A 14,836-nucleotide genomic window follows, 5' to 3' on the forward strand; every position below is an offset into this window, starting at 1 on the left:
CCGCTGACGCGGCGTCAGGGTGTGTCGACCGGAACCGACGGCGTGGCGGGCGGCCCCGCCCCGCCGTCGGCGATCGAGCCGCACCCCGCGCACGGAGGGGTGCCGAGCCGCGCCCGGGACCACCCACACCGACGCACCTCCAGGGAAAGGCCACTTCGTACGATGTTTGACGTCGAGTCGGACCGGACGTCCGCTTCCGGGATCCCCCTCACCGGCGGGCAGTCCGGTATCTGGCTGGCCCAGCAACTGGAGCCGGACAGCTCTGCCTACAACATCGTGTTCACGCTCGACCTCCGCGGCGGCTTCGACATCGACCGGCTCACCGCCGCCGTCCACGGGGCCGTCGAAGAGGCCGAGTGCCTGCGGGTGAACATCGTCCCCGGGAAGGACGGGCCGCGCCAGGTGCCCCGGCCCCTCCCCGTCGACATCACCGTCGTGGACCTGCGCGCCGCCGCCGACCCCGAGGAGGCCGCCGCCGCGTGGACCGCCGCCGACCGGGACCGGCCCGTCGACCTCGCCCACGGACCGCTCACCGGCCACGCCCTGCTGCGGCTCGCCGACGACCACGTCCTGTGGGTCCAGCGCTATCACCACATCGTCGCCGACGGCATGGGCGCCGCCCTCGTCACCCGGCGCGCCGGCGAGCTCTACACGGTGGGGGAGCAGGCGCCGCCGCCCGGCGAGCGGTCCCTCGCCCGCCTGGTCGCCGCCGACCGCGCGTACCGCACGTCGGCACGGCACGGTGAGGACCACGACTGGTGGGCCCGCCGCATGGCCGGCCGGACCGAGCCCGTACGCCTCGTCGAGCGCGGTGCCTCCCCGATGACGCGACGCCTGCGACGTACGACGGAACTCGCCCCCCAGGACGTCGACCGGCTGCACGCCGCCGCCCGCGGCGCGGGCGTCCGCCCGTCCCGCGTGCTCGTCGCGGCCGTCGCCGCCTACCTCCACCGCGTCAGCGGCGAACAGGACCTCGTCCTCGGCCTGCCGGTCACCGCCCGACAGGGCGAGGTCGCCGCGACGGTCCCCGGCATGGTGTCCAACATCGTCCCCCTGCGCCTGGCCGCCGGGCCCGCCGTCACCGCCGCCGCCCTCGTCGCCCACGTCCGCGACGCGGTCGCCGACGCCGTCGCCCACGGCCGCTACCGCGCCGAGGACCTGGCCAGGGACCTCGGCCTCGTCGACGGCGTACCGGAACTCGTCGGACCGACCGTCAACATCCTGCCGCGCCCCGAGGGGCTGCGCTTCGCGACCGACGGGGCCGAGCACGAGGCCGAGCTGCGCCCGGAGTGGCTCGGGCCCGTGAGCGACCTCGCGTTCAGTTTCGCCGAGACCCGGCAGGGCCGAGGCCTCACCGTCCACCTCGACGCGGATGCGGACGTCTGCGACGAGGCCGCGCTCGCGGACCACGAACGCCGTTTCCTCGCCCTGCTGGACGCCTTCACCGAGGACCTCGACCGCCCCATCGGCCACCTCGACATCGCTTCCGCAGTCGAACAGGCCCTGGTCCTCGCCGAGTTCGGTGTCGCGCCGCGCGAGGTGCCGGAGCTCTCCTGGCCCGCCGCCTTCGAGCGCCAGGTCCGACGCAGGCCCGACGCCACGGCCGTCGTCTGTGAGGACCGCGAGCTGACCTACGCCGAACTCAACGCCTCCGCCAACCGGCTCGCCCGCCTCCTCGCCGCCCGCGGCGTGGGCGCCGAGGACGTCGTGGGTGTCGCCCTGCCCCGCTCGCCGGAGCTCGTCGTCGCCGTGCTCGCCGTGATGAAGGCGGGCGCCGCCTACCTGCCGCTGGACGCGGACCACCCCCGCGACCGCATCGCCTACATGCTCGCCGACGCCGGGGCGCGGACCGTCCTCACCGTGCGCGAGCTCGCCGGTGAACTCCCCGGGGCGGGAGACGCCGCCCACCTCCTGCTCGACGACCCCGCGACCACCGACGCCCTCGCCGCCCAGGCCGGCACCGACCCGGGTGTCCCGGTCGCCCTCGACCAGGCCGCGTACGTCATCTACACCTCCGGCTCGACCGGCCGCCCCAAGGGTGTCGTCGTCCCGCACGACGGCGTCGGCAGCCTCATCGCCACCGCGACCGACCGGATCGGCATCACCGCCGACAGCCGGGTCGTGCAGTTCGCGTCCGTCGGCTTCGACGTGACGGTGTGGGACCTCGTCATGTCGCTGTGCGTCGGCGGCCGGATCATCCTGGTCCCCGCCGAGCGCCGCGTCGCGGGCCCCGCGCTCACCGACTACATCGCCCACCACCGCGCCACCCACATGATCCTGCCGCCCTCGCTCGTCTCCGCGCTGCCGCAGGAGTGTGAACTCCCCCCCGGCTCCGTGCTGGTCGTCGGCACCGAGGCGGTCCCGGGCGAACTGATCGCCCGCTGGGACGGCAGGCTCCGCGTCGTCGTCGCGTACGGCCTCACGGAGGCGAGCGTCAACTCCACGCTCTGGCTCGCCGAGCCCGACCGGCCCGGCCCCGCGCCCATCGGCCGGCCGGACCCCAACACCCGCGCCTACGTGCTCGACACGGCCCTCCGCCCGGTGCCCGTCGGCACGGAGGGCGAGCTGTACGTCGCCGGACGCGGCCTCGCCCGCGGCTACCTGGGCCGCCACGGGCTGACCTCCGAGCGGTTCGTCGCCGACCCGTACGGCGAGCCCGGCACCCGCATGTACCGCACGGGCGACCGGGTCCGCTGGGGCGCCGACGGCAACCTGGAGTTCCTCGGCCGCGCGGACGGTCAGCTCAAGATCCGCGGCCACCGCATCGAGCCCGGCGAGATCGAGAGCGCCCTCATGGCCTGCCCGGGCATCGCCCAGGCCGCCGTACTCGCCCGCGAGGACCACCGGGGCGTGAAGCGCCTCGTCGCCTATCTGGTGGCGGAGGCGAGCGGCGCGGCGGCCGAGGCGGCCGTGGCCGCAGCGCGCGCCCACGTGACCGAGGCGCTGCCCGACCACATGGTCCCGTCGGCCGTCGTCGTCCTCGACGGACCGCTCCCGCTGACCCCCAACGGCAAGCTCGACAGCAAGGCGCTGCCCGAGCCGCGGTGGACGGCCATGACCGGCGCCGACACCCCCGGCAGCCCGGCCGAGACCGCGCTCGCCGCGCTGTTCGCCGAGGTCCTCGGCCTGCCGTCGGTGGGCGTCCACGACAGCTTCTTCGAGCTGGGCGGCGACAGCATCGTCGCCATCCAGCTCGTCAACCGCGCCCGCGATGCCGGTCTCGCGATCACCCCGCGCGAGGTGTTCCGGAACAGGACCGTCGCGGCGCTCGCCCGGATCGCCGCTGAGACGGTCACCGTCCCGGCTCCTCGGGTACGGCTCGACGCGGACGCGCTGCCCGTCTCCCCACTACAGGAAGGTTTCTTCTTCCACGCGGAGTTCGACGACCGCGCCCCGGACCTCTACGTCGTCCAGGAACTCCTCGACCTCGCGGGCCCCGTCGACCCCGAACGGCTGCGCCGCTCGCTCCAACTGCTTCTCGACCGGCACCCGTTGCTGCGTGCCTCGTACCGCCAGCTGCCCGGCGGCGAGATCGTCCAGCGGCTCGCCGACGACGTGACCCTGCCGTGGCGGGAGGCCGACACCGCCGCCACCCCGCTCGACGAACTCCTGCGCGCCGACCGCGCCGAGCGGTTCGCCCTCGACCGGCCGCCGCTGCTGCGCGCCACCCTCGTCAGGGACGGGCAGAGCCACCGGCTCCTCCTCACCCTGCACCACATCGTCGCCGACGGCTGGTCCGTCTCCGTCCTCCTCCGGGAACTGGCCGCCGCCTACCGGGGAGACGCCCTGCCGGAGCCCGTCCCCCCGGAGCCGTACCTGGCGTGGCTCGCGGGCCGCGACCGGTCCGCCGCGCGCGAGGCCTGGCGCGGCGCCCTCGCCGGGATCACCGGACCTACCCGGCTGCCCGAGGTCTCCGGGACCGAGGCCCCTACGGGTGTGGCCGACGCGCCCGCCCGGCCCGAGCACGTCGACACCCGGCTTCCCCAGGACCTCACCGCCGAGCTGACCGCCTACGCCCGGACCCACGGCCTGACCCTGAGCAGCGTCCTCCACGGCACCTGGGGCCTCCTCCTCGGCGCGCTCACCGGCAGCCAGGACGTCGTCTTCGGCACCACCGTGTCCGGGCGCACCACCGAGGTCGCGGGCCTCGACTCCGCCGTCGGCCTCTTCATCAACACCGTCCCCGCCCGCGTGACCCTGCGCGCCGACGAGTCGCTCACCGACCTCCTGCGGCGCGTCCAGGACGAGCACACGGCCCTGCTCGACCACCAGCACCTCGGCCTCGCCGACATCCAGCGCGTCGCGGGAGGCGGTGAACTCTTCGACACGCTCGTGGTGCTGGAGAACTACCCGACCGCCCGACCCGCCGACGGAGCGGGGCCGGAGGAGCTGCGCATCACCGGCGCCGAGGTCCTGGACGCCGTGCACTACCCGCTCGCGCTCGTCGTCGAGCCGACCGACGGCAGCCTGCTGCTGCGGTTCAAGCACGACGCGGCCCGCCTCGACCAGGTGGCCGTCGCCGTTCTCGCCGGCCGGTTCGCCGCCCTGCTGCGGACCGTCGTGGCCGAACCCTCGCGGCTCGTCGGCAGGACCGGACTGCTCTCCCTCCGCGAGCGGGAACACCTCGCGGAACTCAACGCCACCGCGCACCCCGTTCCCGAGGCGACTCTCGCCTCCCTCTTCGCCGCGAGCGTGGCGCGGACACCGCACGCCCCGGCCGTCGTCTTCGAGGACACCACCCTCACGTACGCCGAACTCGACCGGCGTGCCGAGGCTCTGGCCCGGCGGCTCCGGGCACACGGCGCGGGCCCCGAGCGGTACGTCGCCGTCGCGGTGCCGCGCTCGGCCGAGCTGATGGTCGCGCTCCTCGGCGTCCTCAGGACGGGCGCCGCCTACCTCCCCGTCGACCTCGACTACCCGGCCGACCGGGTCGCGTTCATGCTCACCGACTCGGGCGCCCGCACGGTCGTGACGACGGGGGAGTCGGCCGGACGGCTGCCCTCCGTCCCGGGCCTCGACCGGGTCCTGGTGGACGCGGAGCCGGACCCGGAGCCGGCCCAGGACGAGCGGGACGCGTCCCTGCCCGCCGAGCCCGCCCCGGCGGTCGCCGGACCCGACCACCCCGCGTACCTGATCTACACCTCGGGCTCCACCGGCCGCCCCAAGGGCGTCGCCGTCACCCACCGGGCCATCGTCAACCGGCTCGCCTGGATGCAGCACGCATACGGGCTGACCGCCGACGACCGGGTGCTCCAGAAGACCCCGTCCAGCTTCGACGTGTCGGTGTGGGAGTTCTTCTGGGCGCTGACCGAGGGCGCGACCGTCGTCCTCGCCCGCCCCGACGGCCACCGCGACCCGGCCTATCTCGCCCGCCTGATCCACGACCGGGCCGTCACCACGGTCCACTTCGTGCCCTCGATGCTGGCCGCGTTCGTCCAGGTCATGGAGGCCGCCACGGACCTCCCCGGCTGGGCGGTCGGCCTCCGCCGCGTGTTCTGCAGCGGCGAGGCGCTCACCACCGCCGACGCCCGCCGCTGGTGGGACCTCACCTCGCGGGCCGCCCGCGACGGGCGGGGACCCGTGCCGCTGCACAACCTCTACGGCCCCACCGAGGCGGCCGTCGACGTCACGTACTTCCCGTACGAGGGAGGCGGCGAGGGGCACGACGAGCCGGCCGTGCCGATCGGCCACCCCGTGTGGAACACCCGGCTCCACGTCCTGGACCCGTTCCTGCGGCAGGTGCCCGACGGGGTCCCCGGCGAGCTGTACCTCGCGGGCGTCCAGCTCGCGCGGGCCTATCACGAGCGGCCCGGGCTGACCGCCGAGCGGTTCGTGGCCGACCCGTTCGGGGCGCCGGGTGGGCCCCTCCTGCCCGAGGGCGGGCAAGGAGGGAGGATGTACCGCACCGGCGATCTGGTGCGGCGGCGCGCCGACGGGGCGGTCGAGTACCTGGGACGCACCGACCGCCAGGTCAAGATCCGCGGCAACCGCATCGAGCCGGGCGAGATCGAGAGCGCCCTCGCGGCCCTCCCCGGCGTCGCCCGCGCCGCCGTGGCCGTCCGCGACGGCGCACTCGTCGGGTACGCCGTCCCGGCCGCCGGCGCCGCCCCGGAGGGCGCGGCGCTGCACGCGGCGCTCGCCGACGCGCTTCCCGCGCCCATGGTGCCCGGCGCCGTCGTCGTCCTCGCGGAACTGCCGCTGACCCCCAGCGGCAAGCTCGACCAGAACGCCCTGCCGGCCCCCGAGGCCGCGCCCCGTGCGGACGGCCGCGCGCCCCGCGACGAGCGCGAGCGGGACCTGTGCGCGATCTTCGCCGACGTCCTGGGCGTCCCGGGGATCGGCGTCGACGACGACTTCTTCGTCCTGGGCGGCGACAGCCTCACCTCCATCACCGTCGCCACCCGTGCCCGCGAGCGCGGGCTGACGCTCAGCCCGCGCGACGTGTTCGTCTGCCGTACGCCCGCCGCACTCGCCGAGGCGGCCGCCGCCGCGGCCCCGGCCGATCCCCCCACACCCGTGACACCCGAGACACCCGAGGTACCCGTGCACTCAGACGGCGTGACCGTCTCCGCCGGCGACGCCGGGCAGGCAGCCGCCGCCCTCCAGGCCGTCCTGGCGCTCCAGCAGCAGTCCGGCGCGGCCGTCGACCCGGCCCTGAAGGCCCTGCTCGACCAGCTGACCGCCGCCGCGCCCCCGGCGCCCGCCCCGGCTCCCGAGCAGGGCCCCCTGGGCGGACTCGTCCTCACGGCGGAGGAGACCGCGCGCGTCCACACCGCCGCCGGGCTCCCGGTCGCGGACGTCTGGCCGCTCTCCCCGCTCCAGGAGGGCATGTACTTCCACGCCACCTACGACGCGGGTGACGCCCTCGACGTCTACCAGTCCCAGGAGGTCCTGGACTTCGACCGCGAGGTCGACGCCGACCGGCTGCGGGCCGCCTGCCGCGCGCTCCTCGCTCGCAACGCGAGCCTGCGCGCGGGATTCACCAGCGACGGCCTGCCCCGGCCCGTGCAGTTCATCGCGGACGGCGCCGAGATCCCGCTGTCCGTGGAGGACCTGACCCATCTGCCCGAGGAGGAGCGGCGGGCCCGGGTGGAGGAGCTGCTCGCCGCCGACCGCAGACAGCGCTTCGACCTGTCCGCCGCGCCGCTCTGCCGCCTGCTGCTGATCCGCCTCGGAGACGGCCGCGACCGGCTCGTCGTCACCCACCACCTGATCCTCTGGGACGGCTGGTCCGCCTGGCTGTTCCTGGAGGAGCTGTTCACGCTGTACGAGCGGGCCGGCGACGCCACCGGTCTGCCGCTGCCCGGCTCGTACCGCGACTATCTGGCCTGGCTCGACGCCCAGGACACCGCCGCCGCCCTGGACGCCTGGCGCGGCACGCTCGACGGCTTCGACGAGCCGACGCTCGTCGCTCCGTCCGGACGGGACGCCGGCCCGGTCATCCCGGCCGACTTCGACGCCCTCCTCGGCCAGGAGAGCAGCGACCGGCTCCGCGCCCTCGCCCGGCGCCACGGACTCACCCTGAACACCGTCCTGAACGCCGCCTGGGGCCTGGTGCTCTCGGCGATGACGGGCCGCGGGGACGTCGCCTTCGGCACGGCGGTCGCCGGGCGCCCGGCGGACGTGCCGAACGTGGCCGGCATCATCGGCATGTTCCTGAACACCGTTCCCGCCCGCATCGCCTTCGCCCCGGACGAGCCGCTGCTCGACCTGCTGCGGCGGATGCAGTCCGAGCGCGCCTCCGTCATGCCGTACGAGTACGTGGGCCTGGGCACGCTCCAGCAGGAGACCGGCCACCGCCGGCTCTTCGACACCCTCTTCGTGCTCCGCTCCGCCGACGGCGAGGACCGCGCGGCGGAGCTCCGGGCGCGCCACGGCATCACCGGCGTCTCCAACGTCGACGGCACCCACTTCCCGCTCACCCTGATCGTCACGCCCGGCACGCGGCTGCGGGTGACCCTGGCGGCCAGGCCCGACCTCTTCGACGCCGAGGCCGCCGCCACGATCCTGGCCCGCTTCACGACGGTCCTCGACCGGCTGGGCGAGGCCCTGGACGGGGCCCCGGACGAGACGGAAGGCCCGGCCGCCCGTACCGCCGGCGTGGACCTGCTGCTGCCGGAGGAGCGCGCCGCGCTGGAGTCCGGCAGGGCGGCCACCCGCGAGGACGTCCCGGACGAGACGGTCGCCGACATGCTGACGGCCCAGGTCGCCCGCACCCCCGACGCCGTGGCCCTCGTCTTCGGCGACCGCGCCCTCACGTACGCCGAACTCGACGCGCGGATCAACCGGCTCGCCCGGCTGCTCCTCGCGCGCGGCGCCGGACCCGAGACGGTCGTGGCGCTCGCGCTGCCCCGGTCCATCGAGATGGTGGCCGCGCTCTTCGCCGTCCTGCGGACCGGCGCCGCCTACCTGCCGCTCGACCTCGACCACCCCGCCGACCGGCTCCGCCTGATGGCCGAGGACACCGGGCCGCTGTGCCTGCTCTCCACGACCGCCGTCGCCCCGACGCTGCGCGGCGAGGACGGCCCCGTGGCCCCCGAAATCCTCCTCGACGAACCGGCGTTGAAGGCCGAGCTGGCCGCGCTGTCCGGCGGCGACCTCACGGACGCCGAGCGGCCCGCGTTCGCGCGCGGCGTGCCGGACCGCCTGGAGCACCCGGCGTACGTCATCTACACCTCGGGCTCCACCGGCCGCCCCAAGGGCGTCGTCACCCCCTACCGGGGTCTGACGAACATGCAGCTCAACCACCAGAAGGAGATCTTCGACCCGGCCATCGCCTCGGCCGGCGGACGGCGCCTGCGCATCGCGCACACCGTCTCCTTCGCCTTCGACATGTCCTGGGAGGAGCTGCTCTGGCTCGTCGAGGGCCATGAGGTCCACGTCTGCGACGAGGAGCTCCGCCGCGACGCCGAGGCCCTCGTCGCCTACTGCGACGAGCACCGCGTCGACGTCGTCAACGTGACCCCCACCTACGCCCAGCTCCTCATCGAGGAGGGCCTGCTCGACCGGGACGACGAGGACGCGACCACCGGCCGGCACCGGCCCGCCCTGGTCCTCCTCGGCGGCGAGGCCGTGTCCGACACGGTCTGGTCGCGCCTGCGCGACACCGACGACACCTACGGCTACAACCTGTACGGCCCGACCGAGTACACGATCAACACCCTCGGCGGCTCCACCACCGACAGCGCGACGCCGACCGTCGGCGTACCCATCCGCAACACCCGCGCCCACGTGCTCGACACGATGCTGCGCCCCGTGCCGCCGGGCTGCCCCGGCGAGCTGTACATCGCCGGCACGGGCCTCGCCCGCGGCTACCACGACCGGGCGGGCCTCACGGCCGAGCGGTTCGTCGCCGACCCGTTCGGCGAGCCCGGCGAGCGCATGTACCGCACGGGCGACCTCGTACGGCAGCGCCCCGACGGCCTGCTCGACTTCCTCGGCCGCACCGACGACCAGGTGAAGATCCGCGGCTACCGCATCGAACTCGGCGAGATCGCCACGGCCCTGTCCGCGCACCCGGAGGTCGCCCACGCCGCCGTGGTCGTCCACGAGGCTGCCGGGACGAAGCGCCTGGTCGGGTACGTCGTACGGGAGGAAGGCGCCGGGCCCGACGACGAGACGCTCGTCCCGCGGCTGCGCGAGCACCTGAAGGCCGGCCTGCCCGACTACATGGTGCCGTCCGCGCTCGTCACGGTCGCCACACTGCCGCTGACCGTGAACGGCAAGCTGGACGTCAAGGCCCTGCCCGCCCCCGACTTCGCCGGCACCGGTGAGACCCGGGCGCCGCGCACGCCCCAGGAGGAGACGCTGTGCGCGCTCTTCGCGGAGGTCCTCGGCCTCGCCGAGGGCAGCATCGGCGTCGACAGCGACTTCTTCGACCTCGGCGGCCACTCGCTCCTCGCCACCCGGCTCGTCAGCCGCGCCCGTACGGCGCTCGACGCCGAGCTGGCGATCCGCGACCTGTTCGAGGCGCCCACCGTCGCCGAACTCGTGGAGCGCGCCGCAGCCTCGCGCGGCGCCGCCCGCCCCGCCCTGACGGCGCTCGCCTCGGCCGAGCGGCCCGCCGAACTGCCGCTCTCGCACGCCCAGCAGCGCCTGTGGGTCATCCAGCAGATCGAGGGCACCTCGGCCGCGTACAACTTCCCGCTCGTCATGCGCCTGCGCGGCGCCTTCGACCGCACGGCCTGGAGCGCCGCCCTCGCCGACGTCACCGCCCGCCACGAGGCGCTCCGCACGGTCTTCGGAGAGCGCGAGGGGCAGGCGTTCCAGCGGGTCCTGCCCGCCGGTGTCCTCCCGGCCGTGGAGCACCTGCGCGCCACCGAGGACGAGGTGCCCGGCATCGTGGACGCCGCCGTCCGCCGGCCCTTCGACCTCGCCGCCGAACTGCCCGTCCGCGCCACGATCGTGGAAGTGGCACCCGGCGACCACGTCGTCGTCCTGCTCCTGCACCACATCACCACCGACGAGTGGTCCGACCGCCCCTTCCTGCGGGACCTGACCACCGCCTACACGGCCCGTCTGGACGGCGCCGCCCCCGCCTGGGAGCCGCTCCCCGTCCAGTACGCCGACTACGCCCTCTGGCAGCGGAGCCTCCTCGGCGACCCGTCGGACGGCGACAGCCTGGCTGCGCGGCAACTGGACTTCTGGGACACGGCGCTGGCCGGCGCCCCGGAGGAGCTGGAACTGCCCACCGACCGGCCGCGCCCCGCCCGCCCGGCGTTCACCGGGGCCGAGGTCGACATCGCCTTCGACCGGACGGTCCACGAGGGCCTCAGGAGGCTCGCCCGCGAGACCGGCGCCAGCATGTTCATGGTGGTGCACGCGGCCGTCGCCGCCCTCCTGCACCGGCTCGGCGCGGGCACCGACATCCCCCTCGGCGCACCCATCGCCGGACGGGGCGACGAGGCCCTGGACGAGCTGGTCGGCTTCTTCGTCAACACCCTGGTGCTGCGCACCGACCTCGCCGGCGATCCCACCTTCACCGAGCTGCTGGCCCGGGTGCGGGAGACCGACCTGGCCGCGTTCTCCCACGCGGACGTCCCCTTCGAGTCGGTCGTCGAGAACCTCAACCCGACCCGCTCGCTCTCCCGGAACCCGCTCTTCCAGGTGATGGTCGGCTACCACGCCCGCACCGACGACGAGCTGCGCCTGCCGGGCCTCCAGGCTTCCTACGTGCCCTTCAGGATCGGTACGGCCAAGTTCGACCTGGTCTTCAGCTTCACGGAACACACGACCGCCCTCGCCGGCAGCGGCGACGGTGCCGGCTCGCTGGGCTGCCGTCTGGAGTTCGCCACCGAACTCTTCGACCGGGAGACCGCCGAGCTCGTCGCCGACCGCCTCCGCAGGCTGGTCACGGCCCTCGTCGCAGCCCCCGACCAGCCCGTGTCGCGGGCCGAGATCCTCTCCGCCGAGGAACGCCGGCTGGTCCTCGAAGGCTTCAACGGCGGGCCCCGCGAGGTCGAGGAGCAGACGCTGCCCGCGCTGTTCGCCCGCTGGGTCGCCGAACGGCCGGACGCCGTCGCCGTCGTCGAGCGCTCCCGGTCGGTGACGTACGCCCAGCTCGACGCCCGCGCGGACCGCCTCGCCCGCCTGCTCGCCGCCCGCGGTGTCGGCGCCGAGAGCGTGGTCGGCGTGGCCGTCCCGCGCTCGGTGGACATGATCGCGACGGTCGTCGCCGCCCTGAAGCTGGGCGCCGCCTTCCTGCCGCTCGACCTGGTCCACCCGGGCGACCGGCTCACGTACATGATCGAGAACTCGGGCGCGGCCGTCGTCGTCGGCACCGAGCCCGTCGCGGGCAAGATCCCCGAAGTGCCGGGCGTCCCGGTGCTCCTGCTCGACGCCCCGGACACCGCGGCCGAACTGGACACGCTCGACGCCCCGCCGCCGTCCGCCGGCCCGGCCGGTCTGGACCAGGCCGCGTACGTGATCTACACCTCCGGCTCCACCGGCCGCCCCAAGGGCGTCGTCGTCCCGCACGAGGGCATCGCCAGCCTCGTCGCGACCGCCGTCGACCGGATGGGTCTGGAACACGACAGCCGCGTCCTCCAGTTCGCCTCGATCGGCTTCGACGTCTTCGCCTTCGAACTGGCCATGGCCCTCTGCCACGGCGGCCGGCTCGTCCTGATCACCGACGAGGCCAGGGTCGCGGGCCCCGCGCTCACCGACTTCCTCGCGGACCAGCGGATCACGCACATGATCCTGCCGCCGTCGCTGGTGTCGGCGCTGCCCCCGGGCTGCGCCCTGCCCGAGGGCTCGACCGTCCTCGTCGGCACCGAGACGGTGCCGCCGGACCTCTTCGAGCGGTTCGGCGCCACGGCGAACCTCATCTGCGCGTACGGACTCACCGAGGCGACGGTCAACTCCACGCTCTGGCCCGCGCGCGAGCACGGCGGCCGGGCACCCGGCCGGGTGCCGATCGGCCGCCCCGACCCGAACACCCGCTGCTACGTCCTCGACGAGCACCTGCGGCCGGTGCCGCCCGGCGTCGTCGGCGAGCTGTACGTCGCGGGGCGCGGCCTCGCCCGGGGCTACCTGGGGCAGCCCGGTCTCACCTCGGAGCGCTTCGTCGCCGACCCGTTCGGCGCGCCCGGCAGCCGCATGTACCGCACGGGCGACCGCGCGCGCTGGCGCTCCGACGGCAACCTCGACTTTCTCGGCCGGGTCGACACGCAGGTGAAGATCCGCGGCTTCCGCATCGAGCTGGGCGAGATCGAGGCCGCGCTCGCCGGCCACCCGTCCGTCGCCCAGGCGGCCGTCCTGCCCGACCGCGACGGCGACATCGTGCGGCTCGTCGGCTACGCCGTGCCGGAGACGGTCCAGGGAGCGCCGAGGGAACTCGACCCGGGGGAGCTGCGCGCCCATGTCGCGGGGCTGCTGCCCGAGTACATGGTCCCCGCGCTCGTCGTCGCCCTGGACGGCCCGCTGCCGCTCACGCCGAACGGCAAGCTCGACCACAAGGCGCTGCCCGCGCCGGAGTGGTCGGCGATGACCGGCGACGCCCACCCGGCGACGCCGACGCAGGCCCGGCTCGCCGAGCTGTTCTGCGAGATCCTCAAGCTGGACGAAGTCGGCGTCCACGACAGCTTCTTCGCACTCGGCGGCCACTCGATGGCGTCGATGCGGCTGCTCGGCAGGATCCGCTCCGAGTTCGGCGCGGAGCTCAGCATCCGGGACGTCTTCGACGCCCTGACGGTCGCCGGCATCGCGGCCAAGCTGGACGGCGCCACGGCCGCGCGGCCGGCCCTGCGCCCGATGGAGGACGCGGCGGCCGACCTCTCCGTGGCCCCCGTCCAGCAGTGGCAGTGGCACACCCACCGCAGGAACCCCGGCTTCGACCACGCGCTGGTGCTGCGCTCGCCCGGCGGGCTCGACGCGGAGGCGCTCGCCGTCGCGCTGGCCGACGTGACGGCCCGGCACGAGCCCCTGCGCACGGCCTTCGCCGAACAGCCCGACGGGACGGTGCTGCGCCGGGCCGCCGAGGCACCGACCCTCGCCTCGGAGCGCTGCGCGGACCTGGACGCCCGACTGCGTGAACTGGCCGGACAAAAGCCCGACTTGGAAGAGGAACCTGCACTCCGCGTCCGGCTGCTCACCGCCCCCGACGGGGCGCAGGCGGTCCTGCTCGCCATGCACTACCTCGCGGTGGACGAATGGTCCGTGGTCCCGCTCCTGCGCGACCTCACGACGGCGTACGCAGCGCGCACGGCCGGCCGGTCACCGGCCTGGGAACCGCTGCCGGTGACGTACACCGACTACACCCGCTGGGCACGCGAGGTACTGGGCGACCCGGAGGACCGGGAGAGCCGGGGCGGACGCCAACTTGCCTACTGGCGCCGCACGCTGAGCGGATCCCCGCGCGAACTGACTCTGCCGACCGGGAACGCCGCCTCCGCGGCGGCGGCGACAGGGGTCGTCGAATTCACCCTCGACGACCGCCTGCACGCCGACGTCGACCGTCTCGCCCGGGCGACCGGCACGAGCATGTTCATGGTCCTGCACTCGGCCCTTGCGACGCTGCTCACCGCCCACGGCGCGGGCACGGACCTGCCGATCGGCACCATGGTCGCCGGGCGCACCGACGACCAACTCGCCGACCTGGTGGGCTGCTTCTTCAACACGGTCGTGCTGCGCACCGACACGGCGGGAGACCCGGCCTTCGCCGAGCTGCTGGCCCGCGTCAGGGAGACCACACTCAGCGCGCTCGACCAGCAGGACGTCCCCTTCGACGCGGTGGTCCGGACGGCCGGCCTGCGCCCGGAGGGCCCGCAGGTTATGGTCGTCCACCACGAACAGGCCGACCTCGACCGCCTGGAGGGTGGCGTGGGCGCCCTCCGGACCGTACAGACCGGAAGGACGAGTGCGGACCTGACGCTCTCCTTCTACGAGCCGCTCGGCGACGGGCCCGTGCACTGCGGCCTCATCCACGCGCCCGGGCGACTCAGTGACGCGACGGCCCGCCGCCTGGCCGAAGAACTCCAGACCCTGCTGCGCACCGTGGCAGCCGACCCCGAACAGCCGCTCTCCGAGCTGTTCCCCGCCACATCCATGAGGAGCGACAACGCATGACGACCAACCCCTTCGAGGACCCGCAGGGCCGCTTCCTGGTCCTGGTGAACGAGGAGAACCAGCACTCACTGTGGCCCGCCTTCGCCGCGGTCCCCGCAGGCTGGCGAACCGCGTTCGGCGAGGACACGAGAGAAGCGTGCCTGACCTACGTGGAGTCCCACTGGACCGACCTCCGCCCGGCCAGCCTGGTCGCCCGGCAGAGCTGACGGATCCGGGAAGGTCCCGGCAAGGAAGAACGAAGGAGGGGTGTCACGACGATCCGTCGTGACAC

The 14,836-nt window shown here is 74.8% G+C and carries 2 protein-coding genes; both read left to right on the forward strand.

From position 1 onward, the window contains the following. Nucleotides 1-162: 162 nt before the first annotated feature. Nucleotides 163-14,565 carry a non-ribosomal peptide synthetase gene (locus DEJ46_RS35265; protein ID WP_150272940.1) on the forward strand — a complete coding sequence of 4,801 codons (14,403 nt, stop codon included), beginning with the start codon at nucleotides 163-165 and terminating at the stop codon, nucleotides 14,563-14,565. Then, the gene (locus DEJ46_RS35270; protein WP_150272942.1) at nucleotides 14,562-14,771 is read left to right on the forward strand and encodes an MbtH family protein; all 210 of its coding nucleotides are present in this window, start codon (nucleotides 14,562-14,564) and stop codon (nucleotides 14,769-14,771) included. The genes DEJ46_RS35265 and DEJ46_RS35270 overlap by 4 nt, the downstream gene beginning before the upstream one ends. Nucleotides 14,772-14,836: the final 65 nt, after the last annotated feature.

The organism is Streptomyces venezuelae, from assembly GCF_008642375.1.
GTDB lineage: Bacteria > Actinomycetota > Actinomycetes > Streptomycetales > Streptomycetaceae > Streptomyces > Streptomyces venezuelae_G.